The organism is Amycolatopsis sp. NPDC058986, assembly GCF_042741125.1.
In the GTDB taxonomy this organism is placed as follows: Bacteria; Actinomycetota; Actinomycetes; order Mycobacteriales; family Pseudonocardiaceae; genus Amycolatopsis.
Genome location: NZ_JBHYJW010000002.1, coordinates 280,111 through 298,044, shown reverse-complemented (window position 1 = coordinate 298,044; position 17,934 = coordinate 280,111). Strand labels below are relative to the sequence as shown.

The following is a 17,934-nucleotide window of genomic DNA, read 5'->3' as shown; positions in this document are numbered from 1 at the left end:
CCGGGGAGCAACGGCTCGGCCGACGCCCACAGTTCGGCTGGACCAACTGTAAGAAATGCACGCTTTTAATGAAGGATGAATTGGCTGGTCCGAATGGGTTGACTTGCTTGAATCTCGTGCGCGGCGATTGGTCGATTGGTGACAATGTCGGCCGACGTCGAAGGGGGGCGGGCGGTGCCGCGCAAGGAAAAGCCGCTGGACGCGGGGGAAGAACCTCTGGTGCAACTGGCTGCTGATCTACGCCGGCTGAGGGAGTCGGCGGGCAGCCCGACCTATCGGGAACTCGCAAAGCGGGCGCACTATTCGGTCGCGACCCTTGCCACGGCAGCGGCCGGGCGCCGACTGCCCAGCTTGGCGGTGACCCTGGCCTATGTACAGGCCTGCGGCGGGGAACCGAGGGAGTGGGAACGGCGGTGGCGTGCCATCGCCGCCGAGCTGGTCACATCGGTGGAGCCGGCCGACGCCGGTTCACCTTACGTCGGTTTGGCGGCACTGCAGCCCGAGGACAGCGCACGGTTCTTTGGCCGTGAAAGCTTGGTTAGTGCGCTGCTGAACAGATTATCGCAGTTAAGTTTCCTCGCCGTGTTCGGCGCGTCGGGGGTGGGTAAGTCTTCGTTGTTGCGAGCTGGGCTGGTACCTCGGCTTCCGGATGCGGTCGTGTTCACCCCAGGCCCGCACCCGATGGGGGAGTACGCGCGGGTAACCGGCACGGCGGTGGGCCGCGACACCGTGCTTGTAGTGGATCAGTTCGAAGAGGTTTTCACGCTCTGCCGGGATCCACGCGAGCGCGCCGAGTTCATCACGGCGCTGCTGCAGGCGGCTACCTCCGAGGATGCCGACGGCTTGGGCTGCCGCGTCGTGCTGGGTGTGAGAGCCGACTTCTACGCTCATTGCACTGCCTATCCGGAGCTGGCCGATGCCCTCCAGAGCGCGCACGTGGCGGTCGGGCCGATGACCGCTGAGGAGCTGCGCCAGGCGATCACGAAACCGGCCGCGGGCGCCGGTTGCTCGATCGAAGGGTCCCTGGTCGCCACCCTGGTGGCCCAGACCGCCGGAGAGGCAGGAGTACTGCCGTTGCTGTCGCACGCGATGCTGGAAACCTGGCGACGGCGGCGCGGTAACACGTTGACACTGGAGGGGTTCCACGAGGCCGGGGGTATCGACGGGGCACTCGCGCAGACCGCGGAGTCGCTGTACACAGCGCTCAACGACGATCAGCAACAGCTGGCCCGGCAGATCTTTCTCCGGTTGACGGCGCTCGGCGAGGGCACCGAAGACACGAAGCGCCGGATCACCCGCAGTGAGCTGGACACCGCCGATGCGGACGTCAGTGTGGTGCTCGACCGCCTGGCCGCGGCACGTCTGATCGTCCTGGACACCGACTCCGTCGAGATCGGCCACGAGGCCCTCATCCGTTGCTGGCCAAGGCTGCACAGCTGGCTGGCCGAGGACCGCGCGGGACTGCGGCTGCATCGCCAGCTGACCGACGCCACCGAAATGTGGGAGGGACTGCACCGCGACACCGATACGCTCTACCGCGGTACCCGGTTGGCATTGGTCCAGGATTGGGCCGTTGGCAACGCGGGGGCGCTTACCGCCAGGGAGCGGGAGTTCCTCGATGCCAGTCTTGCCGCCGAGGAGGCCGAAAAAGCCGGATCCCGTCGCCGGGCTCGCCGGTTGCGGCAGCTTTTGGCGCTGGTGACGGTGCTGTTCCTGGTCGCGGCCACCGCTACTGTGATCGCCGTCGACGCGCAGCGTGGCGCGATCCAGCAACGCGACATCGCTCTGTCAGGGCAGGTCGCCTTGGAAGCGAACACTTTGCGCGCGACCAACCCGGCGCTGGCCGCTCAACTCAGTGTCGCCGCGTCCCGGCTCACGGCCACCACGCAGGCTCGTACCAGCTTGCTCAGCACCTTCGCCACACCGTATGCCACCAGATTGACCGGCCACATCGACCGGGTTCAAGCGGTGACATTCAGTTCGGACAACCACATGGTCGCCAGCGCGAGTGACGACGGAACGGCGTGGTTGTGGGACGTCACCGACCCGCACCGGCCAACGGTACTGGCCCCTTTGGTGGGACACAACGACCACGTCCGGTCGGTGGCCATCAGTCCTGATCGGCGAATGGTCGCCACCGGCAGTTCCGACCACACGATCCGAATCTGGGATATCGGCAACCCGCGCTCACCCAGTGGGCTGTCCGTCCTCACCGGACACTCCGACGTAGTGGAATCGGTAGCGTTCAGCCCAGACGGGAAGACACTCGCCAGCGGCGGTGCCGACCGGACGGTCCGGGCATGGGATCTGGCCAATCCTCGCCAGCCGATCCCTGCCGCAACGATCACCGGGCACGCCAAAGGCGTAAACAGCGTGGCCTTCAGCCCGGACGGGACCACGGTGGCCAGCACCAGTGCCGATCGGACCGTCCGGCTGTGGAACATCGCGAACCGAGGGGAGCCCGTACCGCTGGGGATCATCACCGACCACACGGACACCGTCCGGTCGGCGGCCTTCAGCCCGGACGGCCACACGGTCGCCACCGCCGGCGACGACATGACGGCCAGACTGTTCGACGTCACCGACAAACACAGACCAGTAGCGCTGGCGACACTTCCCGGGCACACCAACGCTGTGCACTGCGTGGTGTTCAGCGCGGACGGACGCAGCGTGGCGACTGCGAGCTTCGACCATACGGCCCGGCTTTGGGACGTCGGCAACATACGGTCACCGAGCCTGCTGTCGGCGCTGTCGGGCCACAGCGATCACCTGGAGTCCGTGGCGTTCAGCCCGGACGGCCGCACGGTGGCCACCGCCGGCGACGACCGGACCGTGCTGCTGTGGGACATCCCCGGACCGACCCTCACCGGACACACCGACACCGTTCGGTCGGTCGCGTTTCGCCCGGACGGACATCTGGCTGTCACCGGCAGCGACGACGGCACCGCGCGGTTGTGGGATGTCACCGATCCCTATCGCCCGGTCCTCCTGTCCACGCTGACCGGCCACGCCAGTCCGGTCGACGCCGTGGCGTTCAGCAGGGACGGGAATGCGGTGGTCACCGCAGGGGACGACAACCTCGCGCGACTGTGGGACGCCGGCAATCCGCACGCACCGGTACTGCGGGCGGTCTTGTCCGGTCACGCCGCCAAAGTCGTCGCTGTGGCGTTCAGCCCGGATGGCCGCACACTGGCCACTGCAAGCCGCGACCACACTGTGCGGTTGTGGAACCTGACCGGCCCAGGTGTCCCCGTCATGCTGTCCACGCTGATCGGTCACGACAACACCGTCTACAGCGTGGCGTTCAGCCCGGACGGACGTACCGTGGCGACCGGCAGCTTCGATCACTCGGTGCGGCTGTGGGACGTGACCGATTCGAGGAACCCGGCCGCCCTGGCGAAGCTGACCGAGCACGCCGACAGCGTGCGGTCGGTGGCGTTCAGTCCGGACGGGGGCACGCTGGCCACCGGGAGCTTCGACCAGACCGTCCGGCTGTGGGATGTGACCGACGTGCGTCATCCGGCCGCGCTGGCGACGCTCGTCGGCCACACCAACCACGTCGTCTCGGTCGCGTTCAACCAGAACGGGCATACGCTGGTCAGCGGCAGCGATGACCAGACCGCCCGCTTGTGGGATGTGACCGACGTGCGTCGTCCGGCCGCGCTGGCAACACTCGCCGGGCACACCGGCCCGGTGGAATCGGTCGCGTTCGACCCAGCAGGGCGAACCGTGATAACCGGCAGCGACGACCACAGCGCCCGGCTGTGGGAGACCGACGTTGACCGCGTTGCCGCTCGAGTCTGCGAGGTCGCCCATCCCGCGATCAGTACTGCTGAATGGGATCAGTATTTTCCGGGGTTGTCTTATCATCCGCCGTGCGCGAAGTAGACGGACCCGGCACCCGAGCCGGAGCGCCGGGCCCGCCTGGCGGGTTCAGCCGATGATTGCTCCGCCCCACACGTCCCGGCCGGTGACTCCGTTGGTATCGGGGTAGAAGAAGTGCTGAAGACTACCGTCCTCGCCCTTGGCGAACAGGGTGATCTGGTTGGTGTAGACCGGTGCGGTGTCCGGGTCTCCCGCGATTCCGCCGCCCCAGCTGTCGAAGCCGGTGACTCCATGTTCGTCAGGGTAGAACCAATGTGCGAGGCTGCCATCGGTTCCCCGGGCGAATACGGTCAGCTGTCCTGAGAAAATCGTCACCCCGGGTTTGCCGGTGATTCCGATCCCGGTGGTCGTCCAGGTGTCACGGCCTGTCGTCCCGTTATCGGGGTAGAAGAAATGCTGCAGGGTGTTGTCCGAGCCTTGCGCGAATACCGTCAACTCGTCGTGGTAGACGGTCGCCTCCGGGTCTCCTGCGATTCCGCCGCCCCAGCTGTCGAAGCCGGCGACTCCGTGTTCGTCGGGATAGAACCAGTGCAGCAGGCTGCCGTCGGCACCGTGCGCGAAAACGGTCAATTGGTCGTGGTACACCACGGCTGTCGGGCGTCCGGCTACCGCGACGCCATTCGAGGCCCAGGTGTCCTGACCGGTGGAGCCATTGCCGTCGGGGTAGAACCAATGCTTCAGGCTGCCGTCCGTTCCCTGCGCGAACACGGTCAGCTCGTTGTGGTAAACGACCGCCGTCGGATCTCCGGCCAAGCCGCCGCCCCACACATCGAAGCCGGTGGCGTGGTTTTCGTCCGGGTAGAACCAGTGCAGGAGGCTGCCATCGGTGCCGCGAGCGAATACCGTGATCTGACCACTGTAGATGATCGCGGTCGGCTTCCCGGCGAGTTTGACTCCATTGGTGGCCCAGGTGTCGAAGCCGGTGACTCCGTGTTCGTCGGGGTAGAACCAGTGCCCCAGCGAGCCGTCCGCGGTGCGCTCGAAGTGAGCGAGCTCGCCGTTGTACTCCACGGAAGATGTCGCCGCCGGAGCGCTGTTCGTACGCGGTGGCCCCGGAAGGAACTTGTCGACGGCCGCTTGCGCGTCAGCGAGGAAGTTCCGGTAGGTGCCGAGGTTCTGAGGCGCGCTCTTGCAGGGGTCGAAGGTGTTCCACTGACACCAGTTCTGGGCGCCGCTGGAAATGACCCAGGCCGCCTGCGCGTTGCAGGTCTTGTCGAATCGGCATTCCGGCTTCGTCCACTCGGGATGGTAGTGGTCGTTGATCTGCCACAGCCCGTAGTCGGTCGACCCGCTTCCGTTGTGGTGCTCGGCAGTGGGGTTGCAGTGTGACTCCGCCATGCCGACCGCGACCGCGATGACGAAATGCTCCTTGTCGTCCTTGAAGCCCGTGTTGGGCGCGTTGAACGCGGCCTCGGCGCAGACGTCGGCCGCGGAATCGGCCGAGGCCGCCGGCACGGCGGTCAAGGTTGCGCCGCCGGCCGCCAGCACGGCGGCCAGCAGCAAGCCTGCGACGCGTCTCGTCGATAATCTGAACAATGTTTCTTCCCCTCTTTATCGCACTTGGACAGGAAACCGGGTAAGGCCGCGGAGCGTCGGGTTGGCGTCGAACACCGGATCGCCCGCGCGGCGGAGGTACGCACCGTCTCGCCAGGCAGCGTTCAGAAACGCGCGGAGCATGGTGCCCGCGACCGCGGCGCCGATGCAGGCGTGCGTGCCGGTACCGAAGGCGAGGCTGGGGCGGAAGGGCCGGTCGAAATCGAGGGCGTCCGGCGAGGGGAATCTCGCGGGGTCATGGTTGGCCGCGCCGAGCAGGGCAACGACGGTGTCGCCCCGGCGCAGCCGCACCCCGGCGATGACGGTACTGGCCACACACCGGCGGCTTTGCGCCTGAAACGGGTTGTCGAACCGGACGATTTCGTGAATCACCTTGTTCGATGGCGTGCTGGAGCGGATCCGGCGGGTCGCGCCCTCGTCGCCGAGCAAGGTGAGGGCGGCCAGCCCCAGCATGCGCTGCGCGGTGTTCAGGCCGGCCAGCAGGACCACCCGCAAGGAGTTCACCAGCACCTCGCGGGGAAGCGACGAGGGGCATCCGGCCGACGCCACCGCGCCGAGTACGCCGTGGCCGCACTTGGCGTCCAGGCAGGAATCGAGTAGCCGGCTCAACTCGGCGCGAGCCCGCCGGCCAGGCTCTCGGGTCTCCGGCCGCAAGCCTGCGTTCATGCTGGTCACTATCCGAGCCGACAGGCTCCATGTCCGGGGTAGCAGGTCGGCCGGAATGCCCATCAGCGCCACCATGGCAGCGGTGGATACGGGGATGGCCAGATCCCTGACGAGGTCGCCGCTCGTATCCGCGGCCATCGCGACCAAGCGTGACCGTGTCTCCGACTGCACAATCGTCGCGATGCGGCCGAAGTCCTGGGCGCGCAGGGCACCTGCCAATACCTTGCTGATGCGTGTATGGGCGGGGGGATCGAGGCGCTGGACAGTGATCGTGGACTCCGGGATGCTCCCGCCTGACCTGCGGTCGTCCGCGGCGAACACTTCCCAGTCGCGAAGCACTCGCTCACAGAGGTCGAAGCTGCTGACCACCCAGGAATTCAGGGCTTCATGCCAGGTCAGCGGCGCTTCGCCGCGTAGCCGGGAGTAGTAGTGGTAAGGGCTGGCGAGAAAATCAGGGTCAAAGGGATTCCACCAATTGCTCGCCGTTGTCGCAGGGTGCAGTGGGATATCGGCCATTTCTTCACCTTCGGGTTGGGAGAGGGCGCCGCCAGGAAGCAGTTCGTAACGGCGCCCTCCTAGCCCCGTGTCAGCAGATTGAGATGACTCAGTACCAGTGCTGCATCACATTCACCTCCAAACAATCACGCGATGGGCTGCCGGTGTATGGATGCCGGGCAAGCGGCGTCGGCATCGGTAGTTCGGTGGCATGTCGTGTTCTGTTATAGGGCAGAAACATTGTTTGTTGCCGGTCCCGGCCATCAGACAAACACAATGTAGACAAAGCTGTGCGGATGAGCGCGTACGTGGCTACGGCTGGAACGGCGTCGAGGGTCGCCGGCATCGAGGCCGGGAGCACCGTCACAGGTGTGGCGGCGCTGGGTTCTGTTTTCCCGGGAGGACACCGCCCGCCACCACTGTTCACGTGACGGAAAGTCATCTCACATGTACGCGGGGACATCATCAAGGCGGGTCGATGCCGCGACTCGCACCGGCCGACGTTCGCGCCGTTGTCCACACGATGTTTGTCTGGCGGCCGTCTACCTGCAGAAAACAACTCCTCTGCCCTACAACTGGTGTCGGTCTGGGAGCGAGATAGGGACGAGCCTGGCTCGCTCGCGTTCCCGGCCATTGGTGAGTCGCTGATTCTGGCTGACGCCAGGGACGCCGGCCCGAGGTCTCGTCAAGCCGGCGGAAGTCACGGCGCACCGCATCCAACCTGGGCGCAATGCCCAAATCCTGAAAGGAGCAAGATGTATAAGCCTCTGCTGCGGGTCACTGTGCCCGCCATCGCGGCTGGAGTGCTCGTACTCGCCGGAGTCACCAGTTCCGCCGCCGCGCCGATTCACCGGGAGGTCGTCCCGCTCGCCGCGCAAGTGAAAGGTGACGCCCAGGCCCACCCGTACGGTAGCCACGCGGAGAATGACTATCGGGATAGTGACAATGAGTGGAGTTCCACGGTGACAGTTTTCGACGGACAATCACGGTCGATCACCTTCTGCAACAATGGCACGCGGAAGGTGGGCGATTGGATGGGCAGGGGCACCTGGAGCTTCTACGGTGAGTGCTATGGCAACGGCGGTTACGGGGGAAATCACGTCATCGAGGACCGCTGATGACGGTCGACTGGCCGTAACGCCTCCGCGTAGACAATATTCGTGACCTGACTGGTTGCGCATAATCAGGGGCGATCGGCCAGAGCTGGGCGTGACGTCACCAAGGGGGAGGTGCGTCCACTGCCGTGGACGCACGGGACGTGCCGCGAGGTGGTGGCCGATCCGGTTGGTGATGGCCCTGTTTGGGCCATCACCAACCATCCCGAGCCTGCCGGAGGGTGAGGATGCCAAGGTGTCCGCAGCCGCATAGACGTTGGTCAGGCTCGTTGACGCTCGACAGATCTCCGCGGTCATGTAAAACAAGAGGCATGGAGCAAATCGTCATCCGTTCGGGTGATTCTGGGGACGCGGACACGCTGCTGGGCTTCTTCGACGACGCTGTCGCCTGGCTGGTCACGCGGGGTAGTTCTGGGCAGTGGGGGACCGAGCCGTGGTCGGCGATCCCGAAGCGGGTCGAGCGCGTGCGGGGGATGGCGGCCGACCCGGGGCTGCGGATCGCGGAGATCAACGGCGAGCCGGCGGGCGCGCTGATCGTCACCGAGGAATGCCCGGTGCACGTGCCGAAGGCCGAGGAACGGGAGATCTACATCGGGTTACTGATCACGTCGCGGCGGTTCACCGGGCACGGCGTCGGCGCGAGGCTGCTCGAGTACGCGCTGGACGAGGCGCAGCGCCGGGGCATCGACCTCGTCCGGGTCGACTGCTGGGCAGGCGGTGACGGTCAGTTGCAGGAGTACTACGAGGGGCAGGGCTTCAAGGCGACCGTGCGGTTCAACGTCGACGGCTGGATCGGGCAGGTGTTCGAGCAGCGCGTGGGGTAGCGGGAACGGGCGCGGGGGCGCACCATAGTTGGCAGTACGTCAACAACCTTGGAGTCAGGGCAGACGAAGAGGAGCCGCCATGGCCAGGCAGCCGCGTTCACTTACCGGGAAGGTCGTCGTGGTCACCGGCGGCGCGCAGGGGATCGGGGCGGCGACCGCCGCCGCGGCCGCCGGGCTCGGCGCCAGGGTGGTGCTCGGCGATCTCGACGACGTCCGCGCCGAGAAGACCGCGGCCGAACTCGGCGGTGATGTCGTGGCGCTGCGCCTCGACGTCACCGACACCGCCGGGTTCACCGCGTTCCTCGACGAGGTGGAGCGGCGCGTCGGGCCGATCGACGTCCTGATCAACAACGCGGGCATCATGCCGCTGTCCGCATTGGAGGACGAGGACGACGCGTCGACCCGGCGTCAGCTCGAGATCAACCTGCACGCGGTCATCCACGGCACACGCGAGGCGGTCCGGCGGATGCGCCCGCGCGCGGCCGGGCACATCGTGAACGTCGCTTCGATGGCGGGTAAGGCAGGGTTCCCCGGGGCGGCGACGTACTGCGCGACGAAGCACGCCGTCGTCGGATTGTCCGAAGCCGTTCATTTGGAACTGCACGGAAGTGGGGTGCTCGTGTCGTGCGTGATGCCGGGGATCGTGCGGACGGAACTCGCGAGCGGGCTCGGCGAGGCGAAATTCTTCAAGTCCGTCCGGCCCGAGGATGTGGCGCACGCCATTGTGGACGCACTGCGATTCCCCCGGTTCGACGTGTTCGTGCCTCGATCCCTGGGAACTATGGGCAGGATCACGCGGCTGCTGCCGCGGCGGTGGGGCGAGTCGGTCGCGCGGGCACTCGGTGCGGACCGGGTTTTGGCTTCAGCGGCCCATTCCGCGGCTCGCGCGGACTACGAACGCCGGGCGGCGGACAGCGCGCCGGGCGCGGATTCTTAGCTCGGACGGCCTAACCACTGTCCGAATTGGACTGCTTGCTTCCATGGACTCTGTTGAGTTGCCCGCCGCCGCGAGGCAAGATTGCCGGGAAGTTCGCACGGGCCCAGGAGGCAAGGACATGGCTTCACCACCGGCACGGCTCGCCGCCGCGGCGTCGAATGTCGTGGGCAAAGTGGCCCGCGGTGGGGTCGCCGACCTCCGGCCGATGCCGCGGGTGCTGATCGATCAGGGGCCCAACCGCTCGCTGTACCGGCTCACCCACGGCGCCGAAAAGCAGTCCGGCCCGCCGATCCTGCTCGTGCCGCCGCTGGCCGCGCCGGCGTTGTGCTTCGACCTGCGCCGCGGCTGCAGCCTGGCCGAGCACATGGTGGACGGCGGCCGCAATGCCTACCTCGTGGACTATGGAAACGTCGCCTTCTCCGACCGCCGTCTCGGTGTCGAGCACTGGATCGACGACGTGCTGCCACGGGCGATCCGGAAGGTCAGCGAGGATTCCGATGGGCAGGGCGTGCACCTGGTCGCCTGGTGCCTGGGCGGGATCTTCTCCCTGCTGACCGCCGCCGACCAGGCGGATCTGCCGGTCGAATCGATCACCACGATCGCCGCGCCCTTCGATTTCACCGCGATCCCCCTGATCGCGCCGTTCCGGCCGCTGATCGACCTCACCGGCGGGCATCTGCTGACCCCGTTCTACCGCCTGCTCGGCGGCGCGCCGTCGAGCATCGTCAGCCGGGTCTTCCGCGTGACCGGGATCAACAAGGAAATCACGAAACCCCTTGCCATCCTGAAAAATCTCGACGACCGCGACTATCTCGCGCAGATCGAGGCCGTCGATCACTTCATGGACAACATGATCGCCTACCCCGGGCGCACGTTCGGCCAGCTGTACCACCGGTTCTTCCGCGCGAACGATCTCGCGGAGGGCTCGGTGGACCTGGGCGGGCGGATCATCGCGCTGGCCGGCGTCAAGGTGCCGACGCTGGTGATCGCGGGCCAGAACGACACGATCGCCCCGCGCGCCGCCGTCGAACGGCTGGTGGACCTGCTGGACAACGCCCCGTCCGTGCGCTTCGAAACCGCGCCCGGCGGCCACCTCGGCGTGCTCACCGGCCGCAAGGCGCGACACACCACCTGGCGCTATATCGACGAATTCCTCGACGACCAGGTCTTGGGTTAACCTCCGGCCTCACTCCGGCGCGTCATCCGGGGGATCGAGCCAGATGGCCACCTGCTTGCGGGTCATCACGACGAGCACGATCGCTGCGAGAATGAGCCCGGCGACCGCGAGAACGGTGCCGATGAGCACGACGACCAGCTGCGCGATGACCACGACGCTTTCCAGGAGGATCACGGTGGAGCGCAGCCACGGCGGGCGGCTCTCGAGCCGGACCGTGGATACCAGCAGCAGCACCGAGATCAGCACGCTGAGCGCGATCAGGAAGTAGGCGCCAGGCCGGACAAGCTGCTCGTGGCCGATCCTGCTCGCGATCGTGCACACCATCAGGCCGACGGAGAGCGCGTTGACGACGCTCTGGACGTACAGAACACTCCTGGCCATCTTGAGCTGCCCCGGCATCGGGCTGCTATCGCTCATACGCCTACGGTAACCGGATTCCCAGGGAGCGGTCCCGAGCCTGCGGGGTCCGTGCGTGCGCAAAGGCCGGGTAGTTGGCGGCTGGATGTGCTTGCCCAGTGCCTGCGCATGTCGCGAACGCGCCGTTCGGGACACAGCCCTGCCCACCAGGCAGGGCAGATGGCATTCACGGAACGTCCCGGAGGCGGTACGCTGGGGGAGGACGCAGGGCCGCCGCGTCGAGGGGGAGCATCTGACACCCGGGCGGCCGAGGAGCGGATACCGTGCTTGCGTTGTCCTCAGGGGGAATCGGGCTAGTTCTGGTCGCCGTGACAATGCTCGTGGTGGCAGGCGTGGTGACACTGGCCCTGCTGAAAAAGGTGCTCGACTCACCGGAGCGGGACGTCCGGGTCCGGGTCGCGGTGTTTCCCCGCCCTCGTATCGAAATCGACGCCAAAGCTGCGTCAGGCGGCGTGGACAAAATCTGATCCAGAACACGAAACCGCCCGGCCGCGCGTGTCCACAGAGGACACGTACGGCCGGGCGGGGTGGACCCTCCCGGGGTGGGCTATTTCAGCTCGGCGGAAGTCTTGCCGAGGACGCGGCGGGCGACGATGAGTTGCTGGATTTGTTGCGTGCCTTCGAAGATGTCCAGGATCTTCGCGTCCCGGCTCCACTTCTCCAGCAGGGATTCCTCGGAGTACGCCCCGGTCAGCTCGACGCACTTCAGCGTGATGTCGACGACCGAGCGGCCTGCCTTCGCCTTGGCCATCGAGGCCTGCAGCGAGTTCGGCTGGCGGTTGTCGGCCATCCACGCGGATTCCAGCGTCAGCAGGTAGGCCGATTCGTAGTCCGCTTCCAGCTGAAGGAACGCCGCGGCGGCCGCGTGCTGGGTGTTGGCGGGGCGGTCGTAGTCGATGGTGATCCCGGCTTCGGTCAGGATGCGACGGGTCTCCTCCAGCGCCGCCCGCGCGACGCCGATGGCCATCGCGGCCACCAGCGGGCGGGTGTTGTCGAAGGTCTGCATGACCCCGGCGAAGCCCTTCGCCGTGTCGATCTCCGGCGTGCCGAGCAGGTTTTCCTTGGGGACACGGCAGTTCTCGAATCGGAGCACCGCGGTGTCGGAGGCGCGGATGCCGAGTTTGTGCTCGACCCGCACGACCTCGAAGCCGGGCGTGCCCTTCTCCACGACGAACGACTTGATCGCCGCGCGGCCCTTCGACTTGTCCAGTGTCGCCCACACGACGACGGCGTCGGCGCGCTGGCCGGACGTCACGAAGATCTTCTCGCCGTTGAGGACGTACTCGTCGCCATCGAGGCGCGCGGTCGCGGTGATGGCCGCCGAGTCCGAGCCGCAGCCCGGCTCGGTGATCGCCATCGCGGCCCACAAACCGTTGAAGCGCTTGAGTTGTTCGTCGGTGGCGACCGAGCCGATCGCCGCGTTGCCGAGGCCCTGGCGCGGCATCGACAGCAGCAGCCCGACGTCACCCCAGCACATCTCGATCGTGCCGAGGACGACGTTCAGGTTGGCGCCGTTGCGATTGCCCTTCTTCGCGCCGTCCTTGTCGTCGCGGCGGACACCCGCCGCGCCCGCGCCGCCCTCGCCGGAGGAGTTGAGCCCGTCCAGCAGCGCGGCGAACATGTCGAGTTCGGCAGGGTAGGTGTGCTCGGCGCGGTCGTACTTGCGCGAGATCGGCCGGAACACTTCCGACGCGGCCTGGTACGCCTGGTTGATCAGCGCGCCGGCCTTCTTGGGGACTTCCAGGTTGATCATGAGTGCTTACCTTCCGAGAAAGCCTTAGAGGAGAACGGCGCCTTCCATCACGCCGATGGCGCGCAGATCGCGGTACCAGCGCTCGACCGGGTGCTCCTTGACGAAACCGTGCCCGCCGAGCAGCTGCACGCCCGCGTTGCCGATCTGCATGCCCTTGTCCGTCGCGAGCTTGCGGGCCAGCGCGACCTCGCGGGCGTAGGACTTGCCCTGCTCGGCGCGCGCGGCCGCGCGCAGCGTCACCAGGCGCAGGCCTTCCAGCTCGATCGCGATGTCCGCCACGGAGAACGCGACGGCCTGGCGGTGGCTGATCGGCTCGCCGAACGCGGTCCGCTCGTTGACGTAGGGCACGACGTAGTCGAGGACGGCCTTCGCGGTCCCGGCCGCCAGCGCCGCCCAGCCGAGCCGCGACAGCCGCACGATCTCGGCGAACGTCTCGGGCTTGCCGCCGCCGAGCAGCGCGCCCGCGGGCAGCGAAGCCTTCTCCAGATGCAGTTTCCCGGTCGCGGCGCCGCGCAGGCCCATCGCGGGCTCGGCCTCGATCGTGACCCCGGAGTTCGACGACTCCACAAGGAATAGCGCCGGTCCCCGGCCTTCGAGGTCGGCGGAGACGATGAACAGCTCCGCCTGCGCGGCACGCGGCACCAGCGACTTCACGCCGTCGAGCTGGTAGCCCTTCGGCGTGCGCCGGGCCTTGGTGGCGGGCTTGAACGGGTCGAACAGCGGGGCGCGTTCCTGCAGCGCGAGCGCGGCCGCCGGGACGTGCTCGGTGGCGAACGCGGGCACGTAGTCGGCCTGCTGCTGCTCGTCGCCGTAGGAGACCAGCGCGGTGCTCACGGCCGACGGCGCGAGGACGGCGACGGCGAGCCCGAGGTCGCCGTGCGCGAGCGCCTCCGCGACGAGCGCGTTGGTGACGACCGAGCGTTCGGTGCCGACGCCGCCCAGCTCCTCGGGGATCCCGACGAGGCTGATGCCCAGCTCGGCGGCCCTGCTGAGCAGGCCCTCCGGCGCCGCGAGCTTCGCGTCGGCGTCCGCCGCGGCCGGGCGCAGCTGCTCGGCCGCGAACTCGGTGACGGTCTCGACGATGAGCTGCTGATCCTCGCTCGGGGTGAGGTCGAACAGGCCCTTGTCGGACATCGGCGCGAGCCGCGCGGGCTTGCCGAGCCGCTGCGCCGCCTGGAACGAACGGGTGGCCGCGCCCGCGACGCGGAAGCCGTTCCTCGTCCCCGCGGTGACGAGGTTTTCGACGGGCTTGCGCAGCCCGGCCTTGTCGATGACCTTGCTCCCGGCCAACCGGGTGAGCGCGGCCAGGCCGAAGCCCATCGCGTCTCGTTTCCTTGGCGCAGCCATGGTGGCCCCTCCATCTCGCTACCTACTCGTGAGTAGGTTAGCGGTCCGGAGCGGTTCATGCCAGCGGTGCCCCTCGATTCGGTGGCCGGACTCACCCGGAAGCTCACCTGGTGCGGACCCGGGGGACCAAACGTTCACTCCCGCTTGTCCGTTTGTCCTGGCTGCCCGGAACCGGTTCTTCCCGGCGATAACTTGCGACCGAAAGCGGTTTCATCCTGCGTCGGAGGAATGAATGAGCGACTCCCTGCCTGTCGTACTGGTGCACGGTTTCTGGCACGGCAGCTGGTGCTGGAGCCCGGTGGCCGAGCAGCTGGCCGCCCGCGGGATCCAGTCGGTCGCGGTCGACCTCGAAGGGCACGGGCTGCGCGGCCCCGCACCGCGCGCCCGCTGGGCGCGGCCGTTCGACGCGGAGGCGTTCGCCACCGAACCGTCCCCGGTCGCTTCGGTCACCGCGTCTTCAGCGGCGGCCGACCTCGCCGACCGGATCCGGGCGATCGGCGCGGGCCGGCCGTGTCTCGTGGTCGCGCACAGCGCCGGTGGCGTGGTCGCGACCGCGTTGGCGGAACTCGCTCCCGAACTCGTGGGCGGGCTGGTCTACGTGGCCGCGCTCGCGCCGGTGAACGGGATGTCCGCGTGGTCGTACCTCGGCAGTCCGGAAGCCGCCGGTGAGAAGTTGTCTCCGCTGCTGGTGGCCGATCCGGCGGTGATCGGCGCCGCGCGCGTCGACTTCCACGATCCGGACCGGCGGGATCAGATCAAGGAGGTCTTCTACGGCGATGTCGACGACCGCACGGCGGACGCCGCCATCTCCATGCTCACTCCGGACGGCCCGGCCGGAATCCCCCGTGAGGAACTGACCGTGACGGCGGAGCGCTACGGCAGCATCCCGCACTCGTACGTGACCTGTACCCAGGACTACGCCATCGCGCCGACGCTGCAACAGCGTTTCATCAAGGAGATCGACGCCGTGTCGGCGTCCCCGACGGTCGTCACGGAACTCGATTCCTCCCACTCGCCCTTCCTGTCCCAGCCCGCCGTGCTCGCCGAACTGATCGCCGACGCCGCGACCGCACGTCACGGCTAGTCGGCCCGAAGCTGACGACGCCGCTCCGACCAGCGGAGCCGCTCGAAGGCGATGAGTCCGAGGACGGTTCCCGTGGCGATCACGAGCGTCACGGCCGCGGGGACGTGTTCGAGCAGCGGGGTCACCGCGGGCAACGCCGCGGCGAGCACCAGGCGCTGCACGTTCCACCGGCCGAGGTTGCGCCTGCGCAGGGCGCTCAGCGTGCACAGGTAAAGCGCCAGCCCGCCGGTCAGCGCCCAGATCGGGACGCCGTGCAGCGCCTCACCGGGGTGGTGGTGCTCGGTGTCGGCGAGGTACAGGAACGCCTTCTTGAGACCGAGCGCGACGAGCACGATCCCGGCGATGAGCGGCAGGTGCAGGAACGTGTACGAGTCGGTCGCGAGTTTCGCGCGCTCGATGCCGGTGGCACGGGTGAGCCGGCGTTCGGAAACCCAGGCCACGACGTCGAAGTACGTCCACCACATGCCCGCGGCGAGCGCGAGCCCGCAGATCGCTGCCCCGGCGACGAGCCACGACATCGGCAGTGCGCCGATCCCGATACCGATGGCCACAATGGACTCCCCGAGCGCGATGATCACGATGAGCCCGAAGCGTTCCGCGAAATGCGCGGGGGAGTTCAGCCGCCAGCCTGCCGGGCCGGCGAGGTAGACGTTGAGGTAGTCGACGGCGAGCGCGATGACCCAGACGCCGAGTTGCCACGGGCCGTGCAGGAACGCCGCGAACGCCAGCAACGCCACGCTCGGCAGCAGGCCCGCGAGCATCCGCAGCAGGACGCGGCGGAGCGCGGCGTCGTGCCGTGCGGCCCCGAGGTAGGCGACTTCTTGGAGCAGCCGCACGGCGAAATAGCAGACGACGAACAACAACGGGGCGTACAGCCCGCCCGGCTGGTCCGTGAACGCTTCGGGGATCGTCAGCGACACGAGGAACATCACCGCCATCGCGGCGAACATCGCGAGCCGGGCGATGCCGTGGTCGACGTGGATCGTGGTGCCCAGCCAGGCATAGCTGCACCAGCACCACCACAGCACGGCGAGCATCGCCATGCCCTGGCCGATCCCGAGCAGGCTCAGGTGATTGGCCATCAGCTGTGTCGTCTGGGTGATCGCGTAGACGAACACGAGGTCGAAGAACAGCTCCAGGCTGGAGACCCGGTGCTCCTCGTCCTCGGTCACCAGATGCAGTCGGCGTCTCGTGGGCACGGCGCATGTTCGCACGGACGCGGGCCTCCCGAGGCGACTTTCACCGAGAGGTAACGGACGAAAATCGGATGCGCGAAAGGCGGCGCGTGCGTCAGGTTTTCCCGTCGGGATGGCCGCACGTCGAGCGGGCACTGTCCGATGTGGCCGGTCCGGTCAGCTCGGTCGGCTGAGTCCCAGCACGGCGTGCAGGAGTGCGCTCAGTTCGGCTTCGAGGTTCGGGCGGTGCGCGACGCGGCGGGTCCTGGTCAGGTCGTTCGCGATGGTCAGCGCCGCGTGCACGGTGATCTTCACTTCCCGCGCGGGAAGCTCCGGTCGCACGGCCGAAAGCAGCGATACCCAGCGCGCGACGTAGTCCCGTTGTACCCGGAGCAGTCCGGCCCGGTCGCGGTCCGGGATGCTCGCCCGGTCGGCCGAGAACGCGACATGCAGTTCGGGAGTGTGCAGCAGGGTGTGCACATAGGACGCGGCGAGCCTGCGCAGCGCGTCCCGTTCGTCGGCCGCGCGTAACGCCTCTTCGGCGGCGACGGCGAGCCGGTCGCCCGCGCGGTGCCCGATCGCCACGAGCAGCGCGCCCTTGCTCGGGAAGTGCCGGTACACGCTGGGCCCGGCGATCCCGGCGGCCGAGCCGATGTCCTCCATGCTCACCGCGCGGAACCCGCGGTCGGAAAACAATCGGGTCGCCTCCGACAGCAGTTGCTCGCGTCTCGAAGGCGTGCCGAGCACGGCCAGCGGTGGCGGTTCCTGGGCCGCGCCCGCCGCGGGCAGTGTGGTGTTGAGCACAGCGAGCGCCCGCTCGACGAGCAGTTGCGCGAAGCGTTTCTTCGCGACCGTCGTGTGGTGGACCGACACGCTGCCGAACACCGACAACGTCGCCCAGCACAACAGCTCGGCATCCTCCGCGGCCAGGTCGGGGCGGACCCGGAGCAGCGTTTTGCTCCACGCCGCGAGCAGCGCGCCGGAGCGCTTGCCGATCTCGCGCTGGTCGTCCCGGGGCAGGTGACGGCCTTCCCAGCGCCACAGCGCGGCGATCTCCCGACGCTCCACCGCCTGTGTCGCCAGCACGGTGAGCAGGCCTTCGAGCTGGTCGACGGCCGATTCGGCGTCGGACAGCGCTTCGGCGGTCGCAGCCTCCATGTCGTCGATCCCGGCCAGCACGACGTAGGCGAGGATCGCCTGTTTGTCCGCGAAATGCCGGTAGAGCGCGGGCCCGGTGACGCCGCCCGCGGCCGCGATGTCGTTGATCCCGACGCCGTGGAACCCCCGCTCGCGGAACAGTTCCGCGGCGACCGCGGCGAGCTGCGCCTTGCGGTCGCGCGGCCTCCTGGCGCGTGCCTGCCGGGGTGAAGGTGACGTCATGGTGAACCGACGATAGCGCGTCATGGGTAGGACACAACCCATTGACACCATGGGGTTACTCGGGCATATGTTAATCGGCATTAGCACCTACCCGGCAGTATGATCCAGGTGCGGATACAACGAAG

Annotated in this window: 14 protein-coding genes; 7 read left to right on the top strand and 7 right to left on the bottom strand. The window is 67.8% G+C overall.

Annotation, left to right across the window (positions count from 1 at the left end; genetic code table 11):
* Window positions 1-144 precede the first annotated feature (144 nt).
* Window positions 145-3,888, top strand: a complete 3,744-nt coding sequence (locus ACFW0G_RS03325; protein WP_378323059.1) for a helix-turn-helix domain-containing protein — start codon at window positions 145-147, stop codon at window positions 3,886-3,888.
* 45 nt (window positions 3,889-3,933) lie between these two features.
* Here ACFW0G_RS03325 and ACFW0G_RS03320 read toward each other — a convergent pair whose 3' ends face one another.
* A complete protein-coding gene (locus tag ACFW0G_RS03320) occupies window positions 3,934-5,388 on the bottom strand; it encodes a hypothetical protein (RefSeq protein WP_378323058.1) in 1,455 nt (484 codons plus the stop codon).
* A gap of 48 nt (window positions 5,389-5,436) precedes the next feature.
* On the bottom strand, window positions 5,437-6,621 hold the full coding sequence (locus ACFW0G_RS03315) for a cytochrome P450 (RefSeq protein WP_378323056.1): 1,185 nt from the start codon (window positions 6,619-6,621) through the stop codon (window positions 5,437-5,439).
* Window positions 6,622-7,355: 734 nt separating this feature from the next.
* Between ACFW0G_RS03315 and ACFW0G_RS03310 the strand changes: the two genes are divergently transcribed.
* The 4 genes from ACFW0G_RS03310 to ACFW0G_RS03295 all read left to right on the top strand — a co-directional run bounded on the left by ACFW0G_RS03310 (window position 7,356) and on the right by ACFW0G_RS03295 (window position 10,653).
* Window positions 7,356-7,718 (top strand): hypothetical protein, encoded by a 363-nt coding sequence (locus ACFW0G_RS03310; protein WP_378323055.1) that lies wholly within the window; start codon window positions 7,356-7,358, stop codon window positions 7,716-7,718.
* A gap of 308 nt (window positions 7,719-8,026) precedes the next feature.
* Complete coding sequence (locus ACFW0G_RS03305) at window positions 8,027-8,539, top strand: GNAT family N-acetyltransferase (RefSeq protein WP_378323054.1); 513 nt, start codon at window positions 8,027-8,029, stop codon at window positions 8,537-8,539.
* Between the two features lie 79 nt (window positions 8,540-8,618).
* Window positions 8,619-9,476 (top strand): SDR family oxidoreductase, encoded by an 858-nt coding sequence (locus tag ACFW0G_RS03300; protein ID WP_378323053.1) that lies wholly within the window; start codon window positions 8,619-8,621, stop codon window positions 9,474-9,476.
* 118 nt (window positions 9,477-9,594) lie between these two features.
* Window positions 9,595-10,653, top strand: coding sequence for an alpha/beta fold hydrolase (locus ACFW0G_RS03295; protein ID WP_378323052.1), 1,059 nt, complete (start codon window positions 9,595-9,597; stop codon window positions 10,651-10,653).
* Between the two features lie 9 nt (window positions 10,654-10,662).
* On the opposite strand, the gene ACFW0G_RS03290 is transcribed toward ACFW0G_RS03295, so the two are convergent.
* On the bottom strand, window positions 10,663-11,070 hold the full coding sequence (locus ACFW0G_RS03290; protein ID WP_378323051.1) for a hypothetical protein: 408 nt from the start codon (window positions 11,068-11,070) through the stop codon (window positions 10,663-10,665).
* 263 nt (window positions 11,071-11,333) lie between these two features.
* Between ACFW0G_RS03290 and ACFW0G_RS03285 the strand changes: the two genes are divergently transcribed.
* Window positions 11,334-11,537, top strand: coding sequence for a hypothetical protein (locus ACFW0G_RS03285; protein ID WP_378323050.1), 204 nt, complete (start codon window positions 11,334-11,336; stop codon window positions 11,535-11,537).
* A gap of 80 nt (window positions 11,538-11,617) precedes the next feature.
* Here the strand turns inward: ACFW0G_RS03285 and ACFW0G_RS03280 are convergent, their stop codons facing one another.
* Complete coding sequence (locus ACFW0G_RS03280; protein WP_378323049.1) at window positions 11,618-12,823, bottom strand: acyl-CoA dehydrogenase family protein; 1,206 nt, start codon at window positions 12,821-12,823, stop codon at window positions 11,618-11,620.
* Between the two features lie 24 nt (window positions 12,824-12,847).
* Window positions 12,848-14,143, bottom strand: coding sequence for an acyl-CoA dehydrogenase family protein (locus ACFW0G_RS03275; protein ID WP_378323134.1), 1,296 nt, complete (start codon window positions 14,141-14,143; stop codon window positions 12,848-12,850).
* 259 nt (window positions 14,144-14,402) lie between these two features.
* Here ACFW0G_RS03275 and ACFW0G_RS03270 point away from each other — a divergent pair, with 259 nt between their 5' ends.
* A complete protein-coding gene (locus tag ACFW0G_RS03270) occupies window positions 14,403-15,254 on the top strand; it encodes an alpha/beta fold hydrolase (protein WP_378323048.1) in 852 nt (283 codons plus the stop codon).
* Here the strand turns inward: ACFW0G_RS03270 and ACFW0G_RS03265 are convergent.
* A complete protein-coding gene (locus ACFW0G_RS03265; RefSeq protein WP_378323047.1) occupies window positions 15,251-16,453 on the bottom strand; it encodes a low temperature requirement protein A in 1,203 nt (400 codons plus the stop codon). The two genes, ACFW0G_RS03270 and ACFW0G_RS03265, sit on opposite strands and share 4 nt — an antisense overlap.
* Before the next feature lie 153 nt (window positions 16,454-16,606).
* Window positions 16,607-17,809, bottom strand: coding sequence for a TetR/AcrR family transcriptional regulator (locus ACFW0G_RS03260; RefSeq protein WP_378323046.1), 1,203 nt, complete (start codon window positions 17,807-17,809; stop codon window positions 16,607-16,609).
* Between the last annotated feature and the right edge of the window lie 125 nt (window positions 17,810-17,934).

Excerpts from the sequence above, each read along its gene's own strand:
- ACFW0G_RS03280 (WP_378323049.1), bottom strand. The coding sequence starts at position 12,823 with ATGATCAACCTGGAAGTCCCCAAGAAGGCCGGCGCGCTGATCAACCAG.
- ACFW0G_RS03325 (WP_378323059.1), top strand. The coding sequence starts at position 145 with ATGTCGGCCGACGTCGAAGGGGGGCGGGCGGTGCCGCGCAAGGAAAAG.
- ACFW0G_RS03310 (WP_378323055.1), top strand. The coding sequence starts at position 7,356 with ATGTATAAGCCTCTGCTGCGGGTCACTGTGCCCGCCATCGCGGCTGGA.
- ACFW0G_RS03295 (WP_378323052.1), top strand. The coding sequence starts at position 9,595 with ATGGCTTCACCACCGGCACGGCTCGCCGCCGCGGCGTCGAATGTCGTG.
- ACFW0G_RS03270 (WP_378323048.1), top strand. The coding sequence starts at position 14,403 with ATGAGCGACTCCCTGCCTGTCGTACTGGTGCACGGTTTCTGGCACGGC.
- ACFW0G_RS03275 (WP_378323134.1), bottom strand. The coding sequence starts at position 14,143 with ATGGGCTTCGGCCTGGCCGCGCTCACCCGGTTGGCCGGGAGCAAGGTC.
- ACFW0G_RS03315 (WP_378323056.1), bottom strand. The coding sequence starts at position 6,621 with ATGGCCGATATCCCACTGCACCCTGCGACAACGGCGAGCAATTGGTGG.
- ACFW0G_RS03300 (WP_378323053.1), top strand. The coding sequence starts at position 8,619 with ATGGCCAGGCAGCCGCGTTCACTTACCGGGAAGGTCGTCGTGGTCACC.
- ACFW0G_RS03260 (WP_378323046.1), bottom strand. The coding sequence starts at position 17,809 with ATGACGTCACCTTCACCCCGGCAGGCACGCGCCAGGAGGCCGCGCGAC.
- ACFW0G_RS03290 (WP_378323051.1), bottom strand. The coding sequence starts at position 11,070 with ATGAGCGATAGCAGCCCGATGCCGGGGCAGCTCAAGATGGCCAGGAGT.
- ACFW0G_RS03305 (WP_378323054.1), top strand. The coding sequence starts at position 8,027 with ATGGAGCAAATCGTCATCCGTTCGGGTGATTCTGGGGACGCGGACACG.